27 protein-coding genes are annotated in these 24,010 nt (G+C 57.7%); 16 read left to right on the top strand and 11 right to left on the bottom strand.

All coding sequences use genetic code 11. The features are described 5' to 3' along the window. Positions 1-82: 82 nt before the first annotated feature. A complete protein-coding gene (locus N438_RS02350; protein WP_064144369.1) occupies positions 83-790 on the bottom strand; it encodes a hypothetical protein in 708 nt (235 codons plus the stop codon). A gap of 183 nt (positions 791-973) precedes the next feature. Continuing rightward, entirely contained in the window at positions 974-2,671 is a 1,698-nt protein-coding gene (locus tag N438_RS02355) for an NAD-dependent malic enzyme (RefSeq protein ID WP_008804752.1), read from the bottom strand. Positions 2,672-2,726: 55 nt separating this feature from the next. Between N438_RS02355 and N438_RS27720 the strand changes: the two genes are divergently transcribed. Continuing rightward, positions 2,727-2,855, top strand: coding sequence for a hypothetical protein (locus tag N438_RS27720; protein WP_046619973.1), 129 nt, complete (start codon positions 2,727-2,729; stop codon positions 2,853-2,855). Here N438_RS27720 and sra read toward each other — a convergent pair. Beyond that, positions 2,852-2,992, bottom strand: a complete 141-nt coding sequence (gene sra / locus N438_RS02360; protein ID WP_012541615.1) for a stationary-phase-induced ribosome-associated protein — start codon at positions 2,990-2,992, stop codon at positions 2,852-2,854. The genes N438_RS27720 and sra overlap by 4 nt on opposite strands. A gap of 177 nt (positions 2,993-3,169) precedes the next feature. Beyond that, complete coding sequence (locus N438_RS02365) at positions 3,170-4,021, bottom strand: Vmh family MBL fold metallo-hydrolase (RefSeq protein WP_012968122.1); 852 nt, start codon at positions 4,019-4,021, stop codon at positions 3,170-3,172. 114 nt (positions 4,022-4,135) lie between these two features. Between N438_RS02365 and N438_RS02370 the strand changes: the two genes are divergently transcribed. After that, the gene (locus N438_RS02370; RefSeq protein ID WP_116696051.1) at positions 4,136-5,029 is read left to right on the top strand and encodes a LysR family transcriptional regulator; all 894 of its coding nucleotides are present in this window, start codon (positions 4,136-4,138) and stop codon (positions 5,027-5,029) included. A gap of 66 nt (positions 5,030-5,095) precedes the next feature. Here the strand turns inward: N438_RS02370 and N438_RS02375 are convergent, their stop codons facing one another. Next, on the bottom strand, positions 5,096-5,341 hold the full coding sequence (locus N438_RS02375) for a DUF2543 family protein (protein WP_008804755.1): 246 nt from the start codon (positions 5,339-5,341) through the stop codon (positions 5,096-5,098). A 166-nt stretch (positions 5,342-5,507) separates the two neighbouring features. Further along, a complete protein-coding gene (locus N438_RS02380) occupies positions 5,508-6,422 on the bottom strand; it encodes an SDR family oxidoreductase (protein ID WP_008804756.1) in 915 nt (304 codons plus the stop codon). A gap of 652 nt (positions 6,423-7,074) precedes the next feature. Here N438_RS02380 and N438_RS02385 point away from each other — a divergent pair. From N438_RS02385 to N438_RS02405, 5 genes are all read left to right on the top strand, one after another. Further along, entirely contained in the window at positions 7,075-7,260 is a 186-nt protein-coding gene (locus tag N438_RS02385) for a general stress protein (RefSeq protein WP_008804757.1), read from the top strand. A gap of 204 nt (positions 7,261-7,464) precedes the next feature. Then, positions 7,465-7,680 (top strand): hypothetical protein, encoded by a 216-nt coding sequence (locus N438_RS02390; protein ID WP_008804758.1) that lies wholly within the window; start codon positions 7,465-7,467, stop codon positions 7,678-7,680. 23 nt (positions 7,681-7,703) lie between these two features. Beyond that, complete coding sequence (locus N438_RS02395; protein WP_071582886.1) at positions 7,704-8,210, top strand: DUF892 family protein; 507 nt, start codon at positions 7,704-7,706, stop codon at positions 8,208-8,210. A gap of 17 nt (positions 8,211-8,227) precedes the next feature. Continuing rightward, a complete protein-coding gene (locus N438_RS02400) occupies positions 8,228-8,410 on the top strand; it encodes a hypothetical protein (protein ID WP_012968126.1) in 183 nt (60 codons plus the stop codon). A 54-nt stretch (positions 8,411-8,464) separates the two neighbouring features. Further along, positions 8,465-10,090, top strand: a complete 1,626-nt coding sequence (locus tag N438_RS02405; protein ID WP_111459922.1) for an alpha-amylase family protein — start codon at positions 8,465-8,467, stop codon at positions 10,088-10,090. Here the strand turns inward: N438_RS02405 and N438_RS02410 are convergent. From N438_RS02410 to N438_RS02420, 3 genes are all read right to left on the bottom strand, one after another. Beyond that, positions 10,087-11,082: an SDR family oxidoreductase gene (locus N438_RS02410; RefSeq protein ID WP_116696052.1), complete on the bottom strand. Its 996-nt coding sequence runs from the start codon at positions 11,080-11,082 to the stop codon at positions 10,087-10,089. The genes N438_RS02405 and N438_RS02410 overlap by 4 nt on opposite strands. 313 nt (positions 11,083-11,395) lie before the next feature. Then, positions 11,396-11,842, bottom strand: coding sequence for a YetF domain-containing protein (locus tag N438_RS02415; protein ID WP_008804762.1), 447 nt, complete (start codon positions 11,840-11,842; stop codon positions 11,396-11,398). 8 nt (positions 11,843-11,850) lie between these two features. Beyond that, a complete protein-coding gene (locus N438_RS02420) occupies positions 11,851-12,354 on the bottom strand; it encodes a hypothetical protein (RefSeq protein WP_116696053.1) in 504 nt (167 codons plus the stop codon). Positions 12,355-12,499: 145 nt separating this feature from the next. Here N438_RS02420 and N438_RS02425 point away from each other — a divergent pair, with 145 nt between their 5' ends. The 4 genes from N438_RS02425 to N438_RS02435 all read left to right on the top strand — a co-directional run bounded on the left by N438_RS02425 (position 12,500) and on the right by N438_RS02435 (position 14,584). Next, positions 12,500-12,904, top strand: a complete 405-nt coding sequence (locus N438_RS02425; protein WP_064323531.1) for a YdeI family stress tolerance OB fold protein — start codon at positions 12,500-12,502, stop codon at positions 12,902-12,904. Positions 12,905-12,919: 15 nt separating this feature from the next. Further along, positions 12,920-13,066, top strand: a complete 147-nt coding sequence (locus N438_RS27725; RefSeq protein ID WP_012541624.1) for a hypothetical protein — start codon at positions 12,920-12,922, stop codon at positions 13,064-13,066. Between the two features lie 113 nt (positions 13,067-13,179). After that, a complete protein-coding gene (locus N438_RS02430; protein WP_008804765.1) occupies positions 13,180-13,611 on the top strand; it encodes an OsmC family protein in 432 nt (143 codons plus the stop codon). Positions 13,612-13,714: 103 nt separating this feature from the next. Continuing rightward, a complete protein-coding gene (locus tag N438_RS02435) occupies positions 13,715-14,584 on the top strand; it encodes an oxygenase MpaB family protein (protein WP_039103607.1) in 870 nt (289 codons plus the stop codon). Positions 14,585-14,587: 3 nt separating this feature from the next. On the opposite strand, the gene N438_RS02440 is transcribed toward N438_RS02435, so the two are convergent. After that, entirely contained in the window at positions 14,588-15,274 is a 687-nt protein-coding gene (locus N438_RS02440) for an ABC transporter substrate-binding protein (RefSeq protein ID WP_039103605.1), read from the bottom strand. A gap of 220 nt (positions 15,275-15,494) precedes the next feature. Here N438_RS02440 and N438_RS02450 point away from each other — a divergent pair, with 220 nt between their 5' ends. The 4 genes from N438_RS02450 (at position 15,495) to N438_RS02465 (ending at position 21,250) form a co-directional block, all read left to right on the top strand. Beyond that, positions 15,495-16,448, top strand: a complete 954-nt coding sequence (locus N438_RS02450) for a cation diffusion facilitator family transporter (RefSeq protein ID WP_042947889.1) — start codon at positions 15,495-15,497, stop codon at positions 16,446-16,448. Between the two features lie 231 nt (positions 16,449-16,679). Continuing rightward, positions 16,680-17,597 (top strand): bestrophin family ion channel, encoded by a 918-nt coding sequence (locus tag N438_RS02455; RefSeq protein ID WP_012968132.1) that lies wholly within the window; start codon positions 16,680-16,682, stop codon positions 17,595-17,597. A gap of 321 nt (positions 17,598-17,918) precedes the next feature. Continuing rightward, positions 17,919-20,219, top strand: coding sequence for an FdhF/YdeP family oxidoreductase (locus N438_RS02460; RefSeq protein WP_049163579.1), 2,301 nt, complete (start codon positions 17,919-17,921; stop codon positions 20,217-20,219). A 149-nt stretch (positions 20,220-20,368) separates the two neighbouring features. Next, positions 20,369-21,250: a LysR family transcriptional regulator gene (locus N438_RS02465; protein WP_008804771.1), complete on the top strand. Its 882-nt coding sequence runs from the start codon at positions 20,369-20,371 to the stop codon at positions 21,248-21,250. A 20-nt stretch (positions 21,251-21,270) separates the two neighbouring features. On the opposite strand, the gene N438_RS02470 is transcribed toward N438_RS02465, so the two are convergent. Continuing rightward, positions 21,271-22,677 carry an MFS transporter gene (locus N438_RS02470; protein WP_008804772.1) on the bottom strand — a complete coding sequence of 469 codons (1,407 nt, stop codon included), beginning with the start codon at positions 22,675-22,677 and terminating at the stop codon, positions 21,271-21,273. Positions 22,678-22,984: 307 nt separating this feature from the next. Between N438_RS02470 and zapE the strand changes: the two genes are divergently transcribed. After that, entirely contained in the window at positions 22,985-24,001 is a 1,017-nt protein-coding gene (gene zapE / locus N438_RS02475; RefSeq protein ID WP_008804773.1) for a cell division protein ZapE, read from the top strand. Positions 24,002-24,010 lie beyond the last annotated feature (9 nt).

Below are 24,010 nucleotides of genomic sequence, written 5' to 3' on the forward strand. Positions count from 1 at the left end.
CTTTGTCTACGATGCCGGGTTGGCGCAGAGGGCTTATGTGTTTGCCAGAACATGGTTGCAGAACCATTTTTTGCTGGCTCATTTACGATGCCTCCACAGGAACGGTGGCGATCGGGCGGGCAATCATGATTGCCGTATCACTGAGCGCGTTCAGATCGCTTACCTGAGTACACTGGCGGGCCATGACCTGCGGATGGCCGTCCGGAAACCAGCCCTCATTGAATGACAGGGTGTAAAACTGGGTATGCCGCTTGACTTCACAGCGCCAGGCGCGGCCAAGATTGTTTCTGTCGATAAGCCAGCGGGGATCTTTCGCTTCAACAAAAATTTCATATTTAGAGGGTTGAGTGACATGTCGATCTGAATTCGTTTTGCTCCAGAAAATGGCAGTGTAATAAACGTTGTGTTTACCGTACTGAATACTGGCATCTCGTCCGGGGGTAACCTCCGGATGGAGGAAAATAACTATCCCGGCGGCAATCAGTACCATCAGCGGTAATATAGGATGCTGTATCGGCCGCCAGGGGATTTTACGTACCGCCAGCAGCCAGACCAGGGTAATAATAAACACGTAGAGCAGGGCGAAGAAAAATTTACTCGGTTCATAGATGACGACATCCACCAGATCGCCGGTGGCGGGCTGATACTGTTCAGCCCGCGGGGTGAGCATCCACATATCGCCGCTGAAGAGGCACATTCCGGTGATGATGGCGATACCGCCGATAAGAAACAAGACAATACGGATCAGAATCGCATTCGCTTTATTCGCGCCAGGGGTTAATTTTTGCATTTCACATTCCGTTGTGAAGAGTTGAGAGGAGACTATTTTGCACAGTAGAGGACATACGGCAAATGCTATCCGTTTTATATTTTTACGATGAATGAATAGGGGCGAAAAAGGCGTTTCTGTGGCGGGAGATATTATTCTGGCCTTATTAAAAACCGGGCCGATATATCGGCCCGGTGAGCGTGATTAAATCGAGGTGCGGCGATAATTGCGATATTCCGGCAGCCAGAAATTATCGCTAATGGCCTGCAGCAGCGCTTCAGCGGAAGTTTTCACCGCCACGCCTTGCTCCTGCGCCACCTTGCCGACCGCGAAGGCAATTGCCCGTGAGACGGTCTGGATATCCTTCAGCTCCGGCAGCACCGGACCTTCGCCGTTGTTCACCAGCGGCGAGTGTTTCGCCAGGGTTTCACTGGCGGCCATCAGCATCTCGTCGGTGACCCGCGACGCGCCGGAAGCAATCACGCCCAGACCAATCCCCGGGAAGATATAGGAGTTATTGCACTGCGCGATAGCGTACTGCTTGCCTTTCAGGGTGACCGGGGCAAACGGGCTGCCAGTGGCGACCAGCGCCTCGCCATCGGTCCAGCTCAGGATATTCTGCGGCGTCGCTTCCACCCGTGAGGTCGGGTTTGAGAGCGGCATCACGATTGGCCGCGGGCAGTGCTTGTGCATCTCGCGGATAATCTCTTCCGTGAACAGCCCCGGCTGACCCGAGACGCCGATCAGAATGTTCGGCTTCACGTTACGCACCACGTCCAGCAGGGACAGCACATCGTTAGTGGTATCCCAGCCCTGCAGATGCTCACGCTTCTGCACCAGCTTGTTCTGGAACGGCAGTAGATTAGGCATGCCGTCGGTTAACAGGCCGAAGCGGTCAACCATGAACACGCGCTGGCGGGCCTCTTCTTCGCTAACGCCTTCACGGACGATCTGGGCGATAATCTGCTCGGCGATACCGCAGCCGGCGGAACCCGCGCCGAGGAAGACGATTTTCTGCTCGCTGAGCTGGCTACCGGCGCCGCGGCTGGCGGCGATCAGCGTCCCGACGGTGACCGCCGCGGTGCCCTGAATATCGTCATTAAATGAACAGATTTCATTGCGATAGCGGTTGAGCAGCGGCATGGCGTTCTTCTGCGCAAAGTCTTCAAACTGCAGCAGGACGTCCGGCCAGCGGGCCTTAATCGCCTGGATCACGTCGTCAACGAACTGATAATACTCGTCGTCGGTAATGCGCGGATGGCGCCAGCCCATATACAGCGGATCGTCCAGCAGCTGCTGGTTGTTTGTTCCGACGTCCAGCACGATGGGCAGGGTATAAGCCGGGCTGATGCCGCCGCAGGTGGTGTACAGCGACAGCTTGCCGATCGGGATCCCCATCCCGCCGATCCCCTGGTCGCCGAGGCCGAGAATACGCTCGCCATCGGTGACCACAATCACTTTCACGTTATGGTTCGGGACGTTCTGCAGGATGTCGTCAAGGTTATGGCGATTCTGGTAAGAGATGAAGACGCCGCGGGCGCGACGGTAAATCTCGGAGAAACGTTCGCAGGCGGCGCCCACCGTCGGGGTATAGATAACCGGCATCATCTCTTCGAGATGGTTGCCGATCAGGCGATAAAACAGGGTTTCGTTGGTGTCCTGGATGTTACGCAGGTAGATGTGTTTGTCGATTTCAGTTTTGAATCCCTGATACTGGATCCAGGCGCGTTCCGCTTGCTCTTCGATGGTTTCAACCACTTCCGGCAGCAGGCCAAGAAGGTTGAAATTGCTGCGCTCTTCCAGACTGAAGGCGCTGCCCTTGTTGAGGAGGGGGAATTCAAGCAGAACGGGACCCGCGTAAGGGATGTACAGGGAACGGTTTTTCTTATGAGTAAATTGCATCGCACTAACTCCTTGATCATGACCACAGTCCCGGCGCGGCGATAAGCGAGGGCGGGTGGAAAGCAGCGGGCAGAGTATAGAGCAGATGGTCGTCAAGCGGGTAAACAAGCAATCAATTGCCATAAAAAAACACCATCCTGGCAACAGGACGGTGTTGTTTATCATCACTCAGACTGAAAATTAACCACCGCGGCGTTTGCGGCCGGTAGCATGGATGTGGTTGAGGGTGGTTTCTTCATCGCCTTCCAGCACCACTTTTTTCTGCTGGGAAAGCTTATAGTTCAGACCGAGAAGATGACGTGCCTGATGGTTCGATTTCATTCTGACTCCTTTATCCTGTTCTGGTTTCAAGGGCAAACCCGGTGGTGACCGGATGAAATGTAACCCAAAGTCGGCCGCACGTTTTTTGTGCGACCTCAGCTAGGGTGGTCCATTTTCAGGGCAATAGCAACCTTCGCGCGCCAGATTAAGAACAGTCTCCCTCACGCGCCGCCGGGATCACCACTTCATCTCGCCGGTATTAACTTTGGCGCTTAACTCCAGCGAGCTGGTCTCCGCCAGGCCCGGCCACTGCGTCTCCATGGCCTTGATCACCCCGGCCGAATCCTGATGCGTCTTCAGCGCTTGCTCAAACTGCTGGAGATACGTTTTTGTGAAGCGCACCGCGCTGTCTCCCTCCGGTGGGGTGCCGAGGTAATGACCAGGGATCACCCGCTGCGGGTGCAGGGCGATCATCTGGTCCAGCGTGTGGCGCCATTGCTGGCGACTGGCCGGCGTCTGGGTGTCGGCGGTCCATAGATGCATGCCCCACGCCACGCCTGTGCCGCCGAGGATCGTTTTGTTCGCCCGGATCCAGACGAACGCCGCGTAGTCATGCGGCTGCATAATGGTTACTTTCTCGCCGTCGATGGTAAAGCTGTTGGCCTTCAGCGCCTGCGGAACGTACACCTGTGTCGGCGCGCCATCTTTCATTTGCGGGCCCCAGTACGCCAGTTTGGCCGCTTTGGTGGCTTCAATATGTTTGACGACCTCCGGCGTGGCGACCACTTCCGCCTGCGGGAAGGCTTTCATCAGCGGTTCAAGACCAAAATAGAAATCCGGATCGCCAGAGGTGATCACAATCCGCGTGAGCGGCTTGCCGTTTTTCTTGATCATGTCTACCAGCTTTTCGCCGTCTTTGACGCTGAACTGCGCGTCAAACAGCACTGCTTCGTGCGGGCCGGAAACGAGAGTGGAGTTAACGGCAAAGATGCCCTTTTCCTGCGGATTGTAGGTTTGCAGCGTCAGAGGCGCCGCGAAGATCGAACCGCTGAACAGGGCGGTGGCAACAGCAAGAGCAGATAATTTCATGATGTGTTCTCAGTAACAGGTGAATGCGTTCCATTGTACGGATTTCGCTATTTGATAGAATTCCTGAAATAAGAGATGCTGAGTTTCATAAATCGTGCAGATGAAGGGGGCATGATGGACAGGGTGATTGCTGCTCAGGTATACCTGCGCATCTGCGAGCTGGGAAGTCTCAGCGCCGCGGCGCGGGCGCTGGGGATGTCGCGTCCGATGGTCAGTCGCTATCTGGAGCAGATGGAGAACTGGGCTGGCGCCCGGCTGATCCATCGTTCCACCCGCCGGCTGACCCTGACGCCGGCGGGGGAAAAAGTGTTGCTTAAGACCCGCGGGTTGACGCGGATCGCCGATGAAATCGCCGGCGAGCGCCAGCGGGCCGACCCCAGCGGCACACTGCGCGTCGCCTGCGCGCACTTCACGGCAATGCAGCTGATCTCTCCGCTGCTGCCGGACTTCCTCGCTCGCTATCCGCAGTTGCGCCTGGAGCTGGATATCAATAACCATCCGGTCAGCCTGATCGGCGAGCGCATCGACGTGGCCATTCGCATTACCGACAACCCCGAGCCCGGGGCGATCGCTCGCCGCCTCGGGCTGTGTCGTTCGCTCCTCTGTGCCGCACCGCGCTGGCTCCAGCAGCATGGCCCGCTGGCGACGCTTGACGATCTGCAACAGCATAACTGTCTGTTATACAGCCACTTTGCCGGCCAGCGTTGGCAGTTCAGCGATGCGCAGGGGCAGGAGGCGTCGGTGGCGGTGAGCGGCAATCTGAGCGCGGGGATCTCTTCTCTGCTGCTGGAGGCGGCGGTCGCCGGGTGCGGCATTGCGATGCTCCCCGAACTGGAGGCGCGGAGCGCGTTGGCCAGCGGGGCGCTGGAGGTGGTGCTCCCTGACTGGACGCCGAAGGCGCTGAGCGTCTATGGCATCTATCTTTCCCGCGACTATCAGCCCGATGGGCTACCGCTGTTTCTGGATGCGCTGCAGCGACGTCTGGGGGAGATTGCCGCCAGGGCATGAACATGGCGTTGCATTCAGCGGCAACACCGGCGGGCGGTGGCCCTGCCGGTGAGCTGACGATGAGACTTACTCGTTGCCCCATTGATTAAGGAAGTTGGCGATATCGTCAATTCGGCGTTCATCAATGGCCGCTTCGCGGGCCATCTCCTGCTGCGCCTCTTCATCGATCTCTTCGTTATTCATCAGCCGCTCAATCAGCAGTTGAAAATAGCGCGCCAGCGCATCGCGTTCCGTCTCTTTAACCGGGGAGGCCGCTTCGGTCTCGTACTCGTCCACGATGTCATAAAATTTCAGGGGGATCTCATTACTCATCAGTTGTCCTCAGGGTCAGCGCACAGCGGCGGGCGGATATCATAGCATGCAGCCGGCTAAACACGCTGCGGGAGAGGAAAAATCGCCACACAGGGGCTGCGCGGCGATCGTGTTGGGGAGGGACCGGCATAACGCCGGCCCGCTTATCGGCCCGGAGGCGACGGATTTAGACCACGCCGTCCCCGCCGTCAGAACACCACACCTGACCGGAGGTATAGGAGCAGGCGTCTGATGCCAGGGTGACGTACAGCGGGGCGATCTCGACCGGCTGCCCCGGGCGGCCCATCGGTGTGTCTTTGCCGAACTGTTTCACTTTCTCGTCCGGCTGGCCGCCGCTGGATTGCAGCACCGTCCAGTAAGGGCCTGGCGCCACGGCGTTGACGCGAATGCCTCGTTTCGCCACCTGCTTGGCCAGCGATTTGGTGAAGATCGCCAGGCAGGCTTTGGTCTGGGCATAATCGAGCAGGATTGGGCTGGGTTTATAGGCCTGCACCGAGGTGGTATTGATGATTGCGCTCCCGGCCTGGAGATGGGGCAGCGCCGCGCGAGTGATCCAGAACGGCGCGTAGACATTGGTTTTAAAGGTGGCGTCAAAGTCTTCGGTGGTGAGCTCCTCGAGCGTCTCGCAGTATTGCTGACGTCCGGCGTTATTGACCAGGATGCTCAGGCCTCCCAATTGTTCCACCGCGTCGGCCACCAGCGACTGACAGAAGGACTCGGAGCGAATATCCCCCGGCAGGGCCACCGCGGTGCGACCTTCGGCTTTGATCAGCGCGATGACTTCATCGGCATCCTCTTGCTCCTCCGGCAGATAGCTTATGGCGACATCGGCCCCTTCGCGGGCAAAGGCGATCGCCACCGCGCGGCCAATGCCGGAGTCGCCGCCGGTAATTAACGCTTTCTTACCCGCCAGCCGCCCGGTGCCGGTGTAGCTGGTTTCCCCGTGGTCCGGTGACGGCTCCATCTCCGCATCCAGACCCGGCGGGGTTTGTTCTTGCTCCGGGAACTCCGGACGGGGAGCCGTCTCTTCTGGCAACATGGAGGTGGGTAATTTTTTCATTGGCGGTTTTTCATCTTGCATAGTCATCTCCTTCAGACAGAACGGGCCAGACCTAAGGATAGGTCAGCTTCACCCAGGCCAGGCAGCGCGAGAGGATCATCTATCTTGTTTAACAGGCAAAATAGGGGCTTTATTTGACTTTAACCGGCTGATCCTTGGCGAATTTCGTTGTATGTCGCTGCGTTATTATTGGTGGTGTTAAATTAGGATTATTCCATCCTTAATTTGCGGTGCGGGGCTATTTTACCGGGCGGGCTGAATGACGGTATGCTTTTTTAAAGACGAAGGGGGGTGCATTGTGAAAAAAATAGTTTTTTGCACCTATGGATGGTTGATGAACTACTTCATTGTGAGTATTTTTATGACGGTGATGTCTGGCTGAAGAAAAAAATAAATAACATCTATCATTTTCATTTTTTACAAAAGCGTCGAGGGGAAAAGTTTCACGATAGAAAATGGTGATAACCTAAGGCGAATAAGTGAGTTACAATGTATTTATTTTTACTGCCGCTTCGTTATTTATTTTTTATTTGCCATTTGGCGTGGATAAAAGCCTGGCGTTAATTTGACTCCTGCGAGCATTCCTCTAGTGTTAGATATTGAGGGCGATGATTTGTAACAGGGTCATTTTCCATTTACCAACCGAGATCGAGTAAACCTAAAAGGTGAAATTATGGCAGAGCATAGAGGCGGTTCAGGTAACTTTGCAGAAGATCGTGAAAAAGCATCCGAAGCCGGGCGTAAAGGCGGACAGCACAGCGGCGGGAACTTTAAAAATGATCCTGAGCGTGCATCCGAAGCCGGTAAAAAGGGTGGTAAGAACAGTCATGGCGGTGGTCGTAAAGCCGGTGACAGTTAATGACTGAAGCCTGAGGCGCTTTAAAAAGGGCGCCGAAAAAAAAAACCTGTGGGCCTGCCGGTCCGCAGGTTTCTGTTTATATGGGCTGATAATAATAAATCTGGTCGAATACTCGTATTTATTTATCGGCAATACGCGAAGAGTAAATGAATCGGCAACATGCTGGTTAACGGTTAAGTATTTATAAGATAGCAGGTAATAAAAATGAAACTGACACCGGCATTGATTAAACGTTGCCATCTTGTGGCCGCCGTGATGTGGGTCATTCTGGCAATACCCTCGTTAATCTGGTGGAAAAACAGCGTCCTGTGGGTCATTCTCATTAGCATCTATGCGAATATCGTTGGGCATTTATCCGGATATAGCGCAGCGCGAGCGGATCAGGCGGCGGAAGAGAATGAAGATCCCACATCCAAATAAAGGATTGGTTATCAGAGGTATTTATGACGGATATTGAAAATTATCATAACTGGCTGCGCGATGCTCATGCGATGGAGAAACAGGCCGAAGTAATATTAATCACGGCAACCAGAAGGAGTGAAAACTATCCGCCACTGCGCACGCGTCTTGAACAACATCTCTATGAAACCCGCCGGCAATTATCGTCTCTGCAGGATATCATTGCCCGTAATCATATTTCCCGCTCCGCGCTGCAGGATGCGATGAGCCGGGTTGCCGCGTTGGGCCAGTCCATTGGGATGCTGCTGCCCGGCGATGAGGTCATTAAGGTCATTATCACGGCCTATGTTTTTGCGCAATTCGAGGTCGCCTGCTATACCGCCTTATTGACGGCGGCGAAACGGGTGGGCGACCACCATGCCATTCACGCCCTGGAGGCGATGCTGGCGGAGGAGCGAGGCATGGCTGACTGGCTGCTTCATCATCAGCCGACGATCGTCGGGCAATTTCTGCATCGTGCCGATCTGCCTGGCGTTGAGGCCGGAAAATAAGCCGCCGGAGAAAAACTATGGTTAAACGCCACACGATCGCGCTCCATGCTGTCGAGGAACAGGTTCCTCTGAAATTAACCGCCAGACAGCAGGCTCTGGTGGACGCGGTGGCGAATCGGGCGCCTTCAGCGGAACACGCTACCGTATCGCCTGTCGCCAAACCCCGGCCGACGGCGAGGGGCGGACGTAAACCGCGCTGAATCTGCTGGCGAGTGACGGGCCACCCGTCAGGGTGAATAAGCAAGGTGATAGTGATGCAACGGGAACAGTGGTTTCACAGAGCGGTCATTTATCAGGTTGATAGTTCACTGTTTTATGACGCTAACGGTGACGGCTACGGCGATCTCGCCGGTATTCGCCAAAAGCTACATTACATTCGCAGCCTCGGGGCGACGGTGCTCTGGCTGACGCCTTTCTATCTCACCCCTCTGCAGGATGATGGCTATGATATCAGCGACCATCTGCAGCCCGATCCGCGCTTTGGCACCATCGCCGACGTGATTGAGCTGATTGCCCGCGCCCGGGAGCTGGGGCTGCGGGTGATTGTTGAGCTGGTTATCCAGCACACTTCCGCCCAGCACCCGTGGTTTCAGGCGGCGCGACGCGATCCCCGGTCGCCGTGGCGGCCATACTATCTTTGGGCCGACAGGCCGCCGGAGAAGGACGATCCCCCCATGTTTCCCGGCGTCGAGGAGAGCGTCTGGCGCTGGGACGAACAGGCCGGGCAATACTATCGCCACATGTTTTATCGTCATGAGCCGGATCTGAATCTTGCTCATCCGCCGGTGATCGCTGAAATCGAAAACATCATCACCTTCTGGCTGCAGGCGGGCGTGTCAGGTTTTCGCCTCGATGCCGCGTCACATCTGGTGAAACAGGCCGGGAAGGGCGACGAGGCGCGCGGCTACCCGCTGCTGAACCATCTCCGGCAGGTCGTTCAGCGCCTCAATCCCGAGGCGATACTGCTGGGTGAAGTGGACGTTGCGGTAGAAGATTACCGCCATTACTTCGGTCACAGCGATCGGCTGCAGATGGTGCTCAATTTCTGGCTTAACAAATATCTCTACCTCAGTCTGGCGCAGCAGCGCGCCGCCCCGGTGGTAAAAGCCCTGCAGGCGATGGTGACCCCGCCGGACGGGTGCTGCTTCGTCAACTGGCTGCGTAACCATGATGAACTGGATCTCGAGGGGATCGGCGAACGCAATAAACGCCAGGTTATTCGCACCTTTGCCCCTGATAAAGCCATGTCCGTTTACCAGCGTGGCGTACGCCGGCGACTGGCGCCGATGCTGGATGGCGATACCCGGCGCATGGCGCTGGCCCATGCGATCCTGCTGGCGCTGCCCGGCGTGCCGGTGATGCGCTATGGCGACGAGATTGGCATGGGAGACGATCTGAGCTTACCGGAGCGCTACGCGGTCAGAACGCCGATGCAGTGGTCGGCGGCGCCCAACGGCGGCTTTTCCCGGGCGGCGCGGGACGATCTGCCGGTAAAACCGATAGCCAGCGGGCGGTGGCGTTACCAGCGGATCAATGTCGAAGCAGCGCTGCGCCACCCCCGATCGCTGCTGAACCGGGTGCGCAATATGGTGCTGGCGCGGGCGGAATATACCGAGCCGGGCTCCATTCCTTTCGCCATCCTCGCGGTGAAACCTGCTGCGGTGCTGGGCTTGTGCTATCGCAGCGAATCGCGGGAAGTGCTGATGCTGGCGAACTGCAGCCAGCAGGCGGTAGAGGTCCTGCTCCCGCCACTGGCCGAGGGCTACTGGAGCCCAATTCTGGAAGATAAGCTCTATCAGGATGGGCTACACGGCGGGAAAGATGCGCGGCTGGCGCTTTCCGGGTATGGGTACCGCTGGTTCAGCCGGAGCCTGGATTAACGCCGTTTCCCGGAACGACGGAACAACGCCCGCAGGGCCATCGTCGCCACCGCTACCCCGACGCCGGCAGCCACTTTTCCCGGGAGATCGGCGCTAATGGTCACCGCTTTACGCCGTGCGCCATCGTTAAAGGGGCCGTTTCCGGGGTGATTGCCGCGTACCGGCGTGAACAGGTCGTCCTGATGCTCTGCCGGCTTCGGCTGGCCGGTAAACTGTCCCTCCCACGCCTTTTTCACCATCAGACGATCGAGCAGGCGAGGAAAGAAGACCTGGCCGAGGATCGACTGGATGGTGCTTTTCCCGACCCACAGTTCGTTGACCGGACGCTGGATGACGCTATAGATAGCCTCGGCGGCGACTTCTGGCTGATAGACCGGCGGCACCGGCTGCATGGCCTGATCCATTTTATTCCGCGCCCAGCCAAACTGGGCGGTGTTCATCCCCGGCAGCTGGACCATGGTCAACTGGATGTGTCTTTTCTCGTGCATCAGTTCGGTACGCACGGCATCGGTAAAGCCGCGGATCGCCGCCTTGGCTCCACAGTAGGCCGATTGCAGGGGAATCGACCGCCAGGCCAGCGCCGAGCCGGCCTGAATAATCACTCCCCGATCCCGGGGCGCCATCACCTCCAGCGCCGCGCGGGTGCCATTGACATAGCCGAGATAGGTCACCTCCGTCACCCGGCGAAATTCCTCCTCGCTCATCTGACGAAAGGGGGCCAGCACGGTGGTCATGGCGTTGTTGATCCAAACGTCTATCGCGCCAAGTGTGGCTTCCACCTCGGCGGCGGCGCGCTGCAGCGCCCCGGCATCGGCGACGTCGGCGCTAATGGCCAGCGTTTTAATGCCAAACCGTTCGCAGGCCTGCTGGGCTTCCTGCAGACCCGTCTCATCTCGGGCAATCAGCGCCACGTGGTATCCTGCGCGAGCGAAACGCAGCGCGGTGGCTTTGCCCGCCCCCGCGGTTCCCCCGGTAATTACCATCACAGACATAGAGACCTCATTTTTTTGGCTAGCGCAATATTAACTGCACAGATCGGTTAATTATTCCTCACAAATGACAATGACGAGGTGGGAAATATCCTGGAATATACGCAGTGTGAATCAGACGACATATCCGGATGATGCTGGCTGGATCGTGCCTGCATCGGCGAGGACGTTCTATAATCTGTTAGAACCCTGTCAACCCGCGAGGAGGAAAAATGGTGACATTAAACATGCTTAGCGTTGAAAAAGAAGAGGATGACGCCACCCGCGCCCCCGAATCAGGTGATAAACAACCGGAGCGCGATAAATAAAATTGAGACTATTCCTTTTCAGGAATAATGGATATCTGGCCGTTACGCTCGAGGATAGCGAATTTGATCGCTTTGAGCTCATAGATCCCATGGTGCTGCCTGGCTGCCAGCAGGATATCATCGACAGAGATATTGACGAGCTTTATCTTTTCGTCGATGACAGCACCATTTTCCACCACAATAACCGGGCTGCCATCAATGAAATTTTCCGCCTGCGAGAAGCGTTTCTTAATATAGCCGAATAAAATATCAACACCCACCAGAGTGACGATGGTGAGCATCGAACCGGTGACGGAATAGTCTGTGCTGAGCATCGCCTGTTGGGTGGCTTCGCTAATTATCAGGAGCAATATTAGATCAAAGTTGGTTAACTGCATCAGCGTTCTTCTGCCAGCAATCTTAAAAATAATCAACAGGATAAAATAGATTGCTGCGGCTCTGAGCACCATTTCCATAGCCACTCCTAGGGATAGACAAACTGGTTCCAGGTGACAGGCGCGCGATCGTTCACTGCCGCCTGCAGGGAAATATTGCCGGCTGTTTTTGGGGTAATGGATAACCACACGGACATCGGCGAGCGGTTGGCCGCTTGCTGATACACGAGGTATAATTTCCCCTCGGCACTGTACATTTTATCCGGCTGCGGGCGGATATCACCGACCTGGTAGCGCGATAAAAACGGGGCGGTGAAGCTGATAATTTTTTCACTACCTCCATCGGGTTTAATCTGAATATTCACTTCGGTTTCACTCATCAGTCTGGCATACCGCTGATAATCGACGCTTAATTCACCTGCGGCACTTTCCCGGTGCGCTTCACTGAAATAACCGGAGGACCACAGACCGCTTAGCGCGGTAAGAATGATGAGACTCAGAAAAATTATCCCATAGCGCCGGAATCGATATTCGAAGCGTAGTGCTCGTTCATTCTCGTCAACGATGGGACAATCCTGTTGATTCTTAATCATTATTATTTTCCCCGCGTTTCGTTTCGGCAACAGCGTAACGATAAGGACATTCTTATATTAGTCGATATCAGAACAATTGACTTTGTAAAAGTGAATCGCCTCAGCCAGGCTTTATTCTAATCATCGGTAAAATGACGGAGGGATGATGAAAAAATTAGCGCTCGCTATGGCCTGTGTACTCGCCGTGGGTATTGCACAGGCGGACGATAAGGGCGGTTTTAGTCAGGATGCCGCACCGCCGCCGCCGCACAAACTCGATGACGGCTATCGCGGCGTCGAGGATGGCCGGATCATGACCGTTGAGCAGGCGAAAACCATGCACGATGGCGCGACTATTTCACTGCGCGGTAATTTGCTCACCCGAGGGGAAAATGACCGTTATCAGTTTCGCGATAAAAGCGGCACCATCACTGCCATCATTCCGGCCGCCGCGTTTAACGAACAGCACGTAGAGCCTGACGATCTGGTCAGCATCAACGGTAGCCTCGATCGCAAAATGACGCCGCCGGTGGTGCGTGTCGATCGTCTGCTCAAGCAGTCGCCTAAGTAAGCGGAGAACGCCGATATGAGTAACACATCTCAGCCGCAAGGTGAGCAGGGCGGAAAGCATCCTGCGCGCGAGGCGCCTGCCGAGCATGGCGAAGTGCCGCGTAAACGGGACGACAGCAAGGACGACAAAACCGATCCTTATCAGCCACACGATGGTCGTTAGCGAGGCTGACCACGAGATCCTTAAGGGCACAGTGATGCCCAGGCCGCAGAAAAGGCGCAGGTTCGGCATCACGCACTATACTTTTTGTTCGACATCATCACAGGAGGAGTCACATGGCGATTCATAAGAAAGGGCTGGCGCACTGGGAAGGCGATCTGAAACATGGCAAAGGCACCGTGTCGACAGAGAGCGGGGCGCTGAGCCAGCAGCCCTACGGCTTTAACACCCGTTTTGAAGGGGTGAAAGGCACTAACCCTGAGGAGCTGATTGGCGCCGCGCATGCCGCCTGTTTCTCAATGGCCCTGTCGCTGATGCTCAGCGAAGAGGGCTATACCGCAACGTCTATCGACACGACGGCGGTGGTCACCCTCAATAAAACCGACGGCGGCTTTGCGATAACCGACATCGCGCTGCAAAGTCAGATTGTTCTGCCGGACGTTGCGCCGGCGGCGTTCGATGAGATCATTCAGAAAGCGAAGGCCGGTTGCCCGGTATCGCAGGTGCTGAAAGCCAATATCACTCTCGACTACCAGCTGAATCCGTAAGCTGTCGTGCCCGCGCGCAGCGGGCACCCTTTCCCAATATCTCTCCCTGCGCTGCCCAATAGTGGTATCTTTTGTCCTTTAATTGCACGTAAGGGACATCATCATGATCGGCATTCGCGGGATGATCGAGGCGCAGGTGCTCGGCCTGACCGGCATGGCGCTAAAAGAGATCGATTTTGAACAGCCTAAAGGGGAGCCGGGGCTGTTTGGTCCGCAGTCGGCTATCTGGCAGGTACACGGCGATTTTACCTCGATGCTCTGCGGCGGCATCAGCGCGCTGCTGCTGCAGATGCTGCATCCCCTGGCGCTGGCCGGCGTCTGGGATCACTCCCGTTTCCGTGAGGACATCTTTGGCCGCCTGCGCCGCACCAGCCAGTTTATTTCCGCCACCACCTTTGCCACTACCCCCGACGCCGAGCGGCTCATCGCCAAAGTGCAGGGGATCCATCAGCGGATCGGCGGGGTGGATAAGGACGGAACGCCTTATCAGGCCAGCGATCCGGCGCTGTTGACCTGGGTGCACGTCGCCGAGTGCAGCCGCTTTATGGCCTCCCACCTGCGCTACAAGCGGACAGTGGTCAGCGCCGGGCGCCAGGAGGACTATTTCCGCGAGTCGGCGGAAATCGCCCGTCGGCTGGGGGCCCAGGACATCCCTCAGACGCCGCAGGAAGTGGCGGACTATCTCGAGGCGATGCGCCCGCAGTTGCGCTGTGACGAACGTACCCGGGAGGTAGCCGAGGTGCTGCTCTCTACTCGTCTGCCGGGTAGGCTGAGCCAGCCGGTGGGTCAGGTCATGATGCGCGCCGGGATCGATCTGCTGCCGGAATGGGCGCAGGAGATGCTGGGGCTGTCGCTCACGCCGCTGCAGCGGCGCACGACGCGCCTGCTGGTGCATGGCGTGGCCCGCGTGCTCCGTGCCTCGGTACGCAACGGCGCCTGGCATTGCGCCATGCGCCGGATGCAAGTGGAGTGAAGGTCACTTCGCCTTGCCCAGCTGTCGGGCAATCAGTGCCTCCAGGCTGCCATCCGCCCGCCACTCGCTGAGCGCGTCATTCACCGCGTTGAAGCCAGCGACATCCGCCCGGGCGACGCAGATGGCCTGCTGGATCTCAGTAAAATTATCCGCCAGTACCCGCACCCCAGCGTGCTGACGGGCTGTCGCCTCCAGCGGCTGTCGGATACCGGCGACCATATCTCCTTCACCGGCGAGGAAGGCGTCGATGGCCTCCTGCGAGGAGGGAAGGCGATTCAGGCTGGCGTGCTGCAGATGACGGGTTAACCACAGATCGTAAGCGGCGTTTTGCCCGACGTTAATGGTGGTTGCCGGGCGATCCATGTCAGCCACCCGCTGACAGGCCGAATCGGCTCTCACCAGCGCGGTCCCCTGGATGGTGATGTAGGGAGGCGTAAAACGCAGGGTCGCTTCCCGGGCCGGGTCGATGGCCAGAAACGCAATGTCCCAGTGATCACCGCCGGCGTCAGCCACCACTTTTCCGGCGGCAGGATAGGGGACGAACTCGGCGGTGACGCCCCAGCGCGTCGCCAGCCGATGGCTAAGCTCGACGGTGAGACCTGCGGGCTCCCCCGTCTCCCCGAGATGGGCCAGGACCGCGTTGCCCAGGTTAATGGCAAAACGCAGCCGGGATGAGGTGTTCTCTGACATCGCTGACTCCTGTGGTGGTGAAGAGAAAGTGGCCCGACCTGCCGGGCCAGTCATAAGATAGCCCATCCGCGCGCGGTTGTACCTGTCCTGCCACCCTTTCAGAATATATTAATAATCGACAGCGCCGATATCGTTAAACGGAAAGGCAATGGCTTTTATATTGTTAAGCATAAACTCAGCTTGTCAGTTTATTCTTCCCGCTCACAAAGGGAGAGAAATAATGACACAACATAATTTTGAAAATGATAATAAATATCATGAGCGTTCGGTGCAGGCGCGAAAGAGTACCCTTATTAGCGTGGTGGTCAATATTTTCCTTTCCGTGTTTCAGGTTGTGGTGGGAATATTCTCTGGCTCCCAGGGGTTGATTGCTGATGGGATGCACTCTTTTTCCGATCTGGTCGCCGATGGGGTGGTGCTGGTGGCGAATAAAAAGAGCCGTCGACCCTCAGACCACGATCACCACTATGGACACTGGCGCTACGAGAATGGCGCCTCGCTGATCCTCGGCGCGATCCTGGTGCTGGTCGGGGTCGGCATGCTGTGGTCTGCGGCAGGTCACCTGGCGCAGCCGCAGACGATTCCGGCGGTGCACAGCGTGGCGCTGTGGATGGCGCTGGTGGCGCTGGCCGTTAAGGAGGGGCTGTTTCGCTATATGCTGGCGGTCGCCACGCGGCTGAATTCATCGCTGCTCATCGCCAACGCCTGGCATGCCCGCTCCGATGCCGCGTCATCTCTGGTGGTGGCGCTGGGGATTATCGGTAACCTGGCCGGGTTCGCCTGGTTCGATCCGCTTGCCGCGCTGGCGGTGGGACTGCTAATCACCCGCATGGGCTATCGTTTCGCCGCCACGGCGCTGCACGATTTAATGGACCGCGCGGTCGATGAAGAGACGCAGCGGGCGATCGCCGGCACGCTGCAGGCCACGCCGGGCGTGGCGGGTCTGCACGATTTGAAAACCCGTAAGGCGGGGGATCTGGTGCTGGTGGATGTCCATCTCGAGGTGGCGGGAGAGATGTCTGTAGCCGAGGGACATCAGATTGCCCGTCAGGCGCGGGAGCGGGTCCTGGCGCAGCATCCGGTGCTTAACGTAATGGTGCATCTTGATCCCAGCGACGCGGCCAGCGCGCTAGGCGGGGCTGACAAAAGCGGCCTGGCGCACCCGGTGTCCTGAACCGGCAATTTTATTGGCTCAGCGGCTATTTTTTCCCTGAGCCTTAATTGCTGGCGCATCGATTGCCTGAAATATAAAAAAAGCACATACTAAAAACGCCATTACCATCGCTAAATAATGGCGAAGATCTGCCCATCGCAGTTAACGATAAAATAAACCAATCGGTTCATAGATAATCTCTATTCTTTATTCAGAGATAATGACCAGAGCGGTAATTCAGGAAGTCAGACAATGATCATTCGGCCAGAACAACACTGGTTTCTTCGCTTATTTGACTGGCACGGCTCCGTGCTGTCGAAAATCATCTTTCGTCTGCTGCTTAATGTGCTGATGTCCATCATCGCCATTATCAGCTATCAATGGTACGAGCAGCTGGGGATCCACTTAACGGTGGCGCCGTTCAGCCTGCTGGGGATTGCGATTGCGATTTTTCTCGGCTTTCGCAACAGCGCCAGCTACAGCCGGTTCGTCGAAGCGCGCAATCTGTGGGGGACGGTGCTTATCGCCGAACGTACGCTGGTACGCCAGTTGCGCAATATCCTGCCGGCCGAACACGATGTCCATCGCCGCATCGTCAGCTATCTGGTGGCCTTTAGCTGGAGCCTGAAGCACCAGCTGCGCAAAACCGATCCGACGGCTGACCTGCGGCGGCTGCTGCCGGATGACAAGGTGGCGGAGATCCTCGCCAGCTCAATGCCCACCAACCGGATCCTGCTGCTGGTCGGCAACGAAATTGGCCAGCTGCGGGAGGCGGGCAAGCTCAGCGACATCACCTACGGGCTGATGGACAACAAACTCGATGAGCTGGCGCACGTGCTGGGCGGTTGTGAAAGGCTGGCGACCACCCCGGTGCCATTCGCCTATACCCTGATCCTGCAGCGCACCGTGTACCTGTTCTGCACGCTGCTGCCGTTCGCGCTGGTCGGCGATCTGCACTACATGACGCCGTTTGTCTCGGTGTTTATCTCCTACACCTTTTTGTCGTGGGATTCGCTGGCGGAAGAGCTGGAAGATCCTTTCGGTACCGCCGCCAATGATCTGCCGCTGAACGCCATGTGCAATACCATTGAGCGCAATCTGCTCGACATGACCGGTCAGCATCCGCTGCCGGAGACGCTGCGTCCGGACCGTTACTTCAATCTGACCTGAATCAGACCCACCGGGCGGTTTCCGCTGCCCGGTCATCGCTTTCCCGTGGGTCTTTTATCCGTCAGCGCACAGCGACGATAACCGCGAAAATTTGCAAATAAGTTAAATTTAACACCTGATAGATAACATCAATTATACAGATTTGTTGTGTATGTTATTATTCAGTTAACAAACGCAGTACCTACGCTTTCCCATCGTACTATCCTTGAGAAACCGCATCCTAATCAGGTGACGCCGTGCTAACCACGCCACGTCGCCTGGGGCCGTCGTACGCCTTTTTTCAGGCTGCGGCGGCCAGAACAGAGCAGCAGGAGTTAAAAGATGACCAATAAAAGACGCGCGGTGCCCGGTGTTCACCCCTATGATGGCCCGGCAGGCGGGTGGGGCGCCCTGAAGGCCACGGCCATCGCTGTGCGTACCCAGATGGATGCTTTCGAAGCGCCCGCCACGCTGCTGCGAACTAACCAGCCGGATGGGTTTGACTGCCCGGGCTGCGCCTGGCCGGATAAAGAGCATAAATCCACTTTTCAGTTTTGCGAAAATGGCGCCAAAGCCGTGACCTGGGAAGCGACCACCAAACGGGTGACGCCCGCGTTCCTCGCGGCCAACACCGTGACCTCCCTGCTGGCGAAGAGCGATTTCGAACTGGAGGGCTATGGCCGCTTAACGCATCCTTTAGTCTACGACCGCGCCAGCGATACTCTGCGTCCGGTGGCGTGGGAGCAGGCCTTCTCCCGCATCGGCGAGATCCTTCGCGGCCTGCAGCCTGATGAGGTCGAGTTCTATACCTCTGGCCGGGCGTCCAATGAGGCAGCGTGGCTGTTCCAGCTGTACGCCCGCGAGTATGGCACCAACAACTTCCCCGACTGCTCCAACATGTGCCACGAATCCACCAGCGTGGGCCTGCCGCAGTCGATCGGGATTGGCAAAGGCACCGTCTCCCTCGACGATTTTGACCAGACCGAGCTGGTGATCTCCATCGGCCATAATCCGGGCACCAACCACCCACGGATGATGGGCACCCTGCATGAGCTTTCCCGCCGCGGCGTGCCGATTATCGTTTTCAATCCGCTGCGTGAGCGGGCGCTGGAGCGTTTTGCCGACCCGCAGAACGTGATGGAGATGGCGACCCGGCGCTCGACGCCGATCGCTTCGACCTACTACCAGGTACGGGCCGGCGGCGACGCGGCGGCGCTGAAAGGGATCGCCAAAGCGCTGCTGCAGCTGGAGGAGGAGCAGGGCAATGTGCTCGACCACGCGTTTATTACCCAGCATACCCAGGGATTCTCCGCCTTCGCCGAGGATCTCCACGCCACCCGCTGGCAGGATATCGAACAGGAGTCCGGCCTGACGCGCGAATCCCTGACCCAGGTCGCCGTGGCTTACGCCAAATCCAGGGCCACCATCGTCACCTACGGCATGGGTATTACCCAGCATAATAAAGGCACTTCCAACGTCCGTCTGATTGCCGACCTGCTGCTGATGCGCGGCAACATCGGCAAGCCGGGCGCTGGCATCTGTCCGCTGCGCGGCCACTCAAACGTGCAGGGAAACCGCACCGTCGGGATCAGTGAAAAACCCTCCGAGGCCTTCCTCGACAGCCTGCAGCGGGTGATGGGGATTACGCCGCCGCGGCATCATGGTCACGATGCGGTGAAGGCCCTGGAGGCCATGATCGCCGGCGACGCCAAAGCCCTGATTTGCCTCGGGGGCAATTTCGCTGTGGCGATGCCGGACCACGAACGCGCCTTCCCGGCGATGCGCGGCCTTGAGCTCAGCGTTCACGTCGGCACCAAGCTCAACCGCTCGCACCTGCTGACGGCGAAAGAGACCTTTATTCTGCCGTGTCTGGGCCGCACCGAGCTTGACCTGCAGGCCAGCGGCCGGCAGTCGATCACTGTCGAGGATTCGATGTCGATGGTGCATGCGTCGTCAGGCAAGCTTAAGCCCGCCTCGCCGACGCTGCGCTCGGAGCCGGCGATTGTCGCCGGTCTGGCGAAGGCCACTCTGCCGGCCAGCAAAGTGGACTGGCTGTATCTGGTGGAAGATTACGACCGCATTCGCGATCTGATCGAACAGACCATTCCGGGGTTCGAGGAGTATAACCAGCGTATTCGTCATCCCGGGGGCTTCCGCATGCCGCTACCGCCGACCGAGCGCATCTGGCCAACGGCCACCGGTAAAGCCATGTTCTCGGTCTTCAAAGGGGTGCATGAGAACGTGGTGGTGGAGGGCGAGGACGTGATGCGCCTGGTGACGCTGCGCAGTCACGATCAGTACAACACCACCATCTACGCGATGGATGACCGCTACCGCGGCGTTTTTGGCCGCCGCGACGTGCTGTTTATGAATGAACAGGACATGGCTGCCCAGGGGCTGGAACATGGCGATCGGGTAGATATTCATACCGCGCTGCCAGACAGCGAGCTGACGCTGGAAGATATCACGGTGGTAGCCTACGGCATCGCGCCCGGTACCGTCGGGGCCTATTATCCGGAAGCCAACGTGCTGGTGCCGCTGAACTATCTGGATGAAGAGAGCGGCACCCCTTCATATAAGTCGGTTCCCGTTCGTCTGACGCTGCGCTCGAAAGAGATCCGTCCGCTGGCCGGCGTACGCTAAAAAAGCAGGGCGCAGGGCGGCATCGCGCCGTCCTGCGCCCCGCAGCCCCTCGTGATGTCCTCGCTTGAATTTATCGCTAGCGAAACTAACATTCTGGTAACCTGTGCGCGGCCCCGGGGGTGAACGGCGGGGTTCAAACGGGAAAGAGAATGGATATTAAACAACTCAAGTATTTGATCGCGCTCGATCAGACGCGCCATTTTGGCCAGGCGGCGGCGGCCTGCCATATTACTCAGCCGACCCTCTCCATGCGCATTCGTAACCTGGAAGAGGAGCTGAACCTGACGCTGATCCAGCGCGGCCAACGCTTTGAGGGGTTTACCCCGGAAGGTGAGCGGATCCTGGCCTGGGCGCGGGCGGTGCTGGCCGCCCATGACGGTCTGGCGGCAGAGGCGGCGATCTGTCGCGGGCAGATGGTCGGTCAGCTGCGGGTCGGCATGGTGCCGCTGGCGAGCCTCAACCCGATGCAGTTGATTAAACCGCTGGCGGAGAAATACCCGGCGCTGCAGTTCAGCCTGCTGTCGATGACCTCGGAGCAGATTATCGATGGCGTCAGCCGTAACCAGTTGGATCTGGGCATTTGCTATCTGCAGCATCTGGACCAGCGCCTGTTTAAGGTCGCCCGGTTGCCGCAAACCCGGATGGGGCTCCTGCATGATAAACGCCATTTCGACTTCAGCGGTGGGACGCCGGGGTGGGAGGCGCTGGCGACGTTGCCCCTCGGTTTTCTGACCAAGGGAATGTACTACCGGGAATCCATTGAAATCAGCTTTAAGGCAAAAGGGCTAACGCCGAAGTATGTTTTTGAAAGCGATTCGACGTTTCAGATTATCCAGGCGGTGCAGGCGGGGATCTGCTGCGCGATTATGCCGCTCAACAACGGCCTCGAAGCGCTGAGCGATAATCTTGAAATTCTGCCGATCGCCGAAACCCAGGTCGATTCACAGCTGGCGCTCATTATGCGCCAGCAGGAGCCGGTATCAACCCTGGCGGAAAAATGCTTCGCCGAGGCGCAGGGGATTTTTGGCTGAGGCCAGTCCCTGCGACAACCTCAGATATTCTCCAGTCGAATGCCCCGCGTTCTGGGGCCGAAGATCCCTACCGACAGCATCACCATCAGCATACTGACGACGATAAAGCTAATCACCCCCGGCGTGCCGGCGTATTGCAGAATAATGCCGATCAGGATGCTGGTCACCGCGGTGGAGAGCCGGCTGAACGAGTAGCAGAAGCCGACGGCGCGGGCGCGAATATGGGTCGGGAAGACCTCGGCCTGGTAGGCGTGGTAGCTGATGGTCAGCCAGGCGTTGGACCAGGTGATCATAAACCCGCAGATCACCAGCAGAATCGGGCTGTTTTGCAGGGCGAACAGGGTCCCGAAGATGACAGTCATCAGCGCGGAGAGGACAATTTGCCACTTGTTCTCAAAGCGATGCACGAAGCGGGTGCAGAACAGGCAGCCCAGCGGATAGGCGAGGGTGATAAAGAAGGCGTACAGCAGACTGTGAGTGATGCTGGCCCCCTGACCGGAGAGCAGCGCCGGCAGCCAGTTGCCAAAGCCGAAGAAGCCGATCGCCTGGAAGAAGTTCATCACCATTAGCATCAGGGTGCGCTGCCGATACTGCGGCGCCCAGATTTCGCGGAAGGTGCCGCGTTTGACGACGCTCTGTGCCGCATGCGCATGCTTCGGCGACGGCGTCACGCCACAGCGGGCTTCCATCTCACTCATCACCGCATGCGCGTCATCATGCCGCCCTTTGCTTTCCAGCCAGCGCGCTGACTCCGGCAGCTTTTTGCGGATAAACCAGATCGCCAGCGAGAACAGCGCGCCAAAGATGATCACCCAGCGCCAGCCGCTGAGGCCGAAGAGGGTGGTTGGCACCAGCATCCAGGACATCAGCGCCACCGCCGGAACCGACAGGAACTGGATGAAGAAAGCAAAGGCAAAAGCTTTATTGCGCAGATGGGTTGGCATCCATTCGCTGAGATAGGTATCAATAGTCACCAGCTCAATACCGAGGCCGATCCCCACCAGAAAGCGGAAAAAGATCACCCCTTCCGCGCTACTCTGCGTCGCCATCAGCAGCGAAAAGAGGCCGTACCAGGCGAGCGCTACCATAAACGTCAGACGGCGCCCCAGCCTGTCCGCCAGCGGCGCCAACAGACTGGCGCCAATAAACAGCCCCATAAAGGTGGCGGAGGCAAAAGCCGCCTGATCGGCAATCCCGAATATCCCCGCCTGCCCGGTGTGGAAAATCCCGTCGGCCAGCAGCCCTGCGCTGATATACCCGGTCTGGAACAGGTCGTAGAGCTCGAAGAAGCCACCGAGGGAGAGCAGGGTGATAAACGACCATAAACCGAAGGAGGCGGGCAGCGCATCAATGCGTCCGGTTAAGCTGGCGTGCGGTTGTCCTGGCGAGGCATAAGGCGCGCCGCCGAGAACCTGGGTGGTAGACATGGTGTTGTATTCCTCAGGATGAATGGTTTGCCTGCTAATGTTAATTGATTGTTAATAGTTTTAAATTTTTAATCCTACGCGTTAGCTGCAATCTTTAGCGCAAGATATCGCGGTACACCATGAAAAATGAGATTCATGCTGGTTTTTACCGCATGCCAGGCGAAGAATTGAAGTAAATCACCGCGGACGGTATTTCCCGTTGTGCGATTCGCCAACCCGCAGGAAAGCGGCTAGAATGGCCTCCTCGCAGGAGGTTATAAAAATGTTAAAAGAGGGATGTATGGCGTCGTATTCAGATCAGCCAGAGATGGCGACTGAGTTTCGCTTTACCCGTGTGATGGCCGAGCAGGCGGCGCGGGCGCGTCTGACGCTCGATGACGATCAGTTGTCGCTGATCGCTCGCCTGGATGCTTTGGGCCAGCAGCTGTTGTCCGCGGCGGGTACGCCGCAGGGGCTGTACGTCTGGGGGCGGACCGGGCGGGGGAAAAGTTTTATCCTCGACCACTTTTTTGCCAGCCTGCCGCTCGCCGCCCGGCGGCGGGTCCATTTTCATCACTTCTTCCGCGAGCTACATCAGCGGCTGAATGCCCCCGGCGCGCCCGACCTGCAGGCGGTGATGAGGCAGATGACTTCCGGCTGTCGCCTGCTGTGCTTCGACGAATTTCATCTTCACGACCCTGGCGACGCGATGCTGATCAAGGTCTTACTGGAGCATCTCTTTCAGCGCGGCATTGTGCTGTTGGCGACGTCAAACTATCCGCCGGAGATGCTGCTGCCCAATCCGCTGTATCACGATCGTTTTTTACCGTCGATCGCGCTGATCCGCGCCCACCTGGCGGTCGTCGCGCTGAACGGTGAGGAGGATTATCGCCAGCGTCATCTGAGCGTCGATAATGCCTTCTGCAGCGGGCGGATGTGGGTTAATCCGAATACACAACAGCGTCAGCTGTATGACCTGCCGTCGTTACCTGCCGAACCGGTTTCGCTGACGGTAGGTTATCGCACCCTGCTGGCTGCCACGGCGTCATCCACTCTGCTCCACTTCACCTTTGCTCAACTCTGTCAGGCCGCCACGGCGGTAATGGACTATCTGACGCTCAGCGAAAGCTATACGGTCTGGTTACTGGATGAGGTGCCGCCGCTGGCTACGGTGGGGCCGGCGGCCCAGCAGCGCTTTATCAACGTGATCGATGTGCTGTATGAAAAGCAGATCCGCCTGCTGCTGGTAACCTGCTGCGATCTGGAGACGCTGGTGGCCGGGGTGGAACTGGAGGATATTCAGCGTACGCGGAGTCGCCTGCAACAGTTGCCGCGGGCGGTATAAGCAAAACGC

This window comes from Klebsiella sp. GL120222-02 (assembly GCF_003097195.1).
In the GTDB taxonomy this organism is placed as follows: domain Bacteria; phylum Pseudomonadota; class Gammaproteobacteria; order Enterobacterales; family Enterobacteriaceae; genus Klebsiella; species Klebsiella variicola.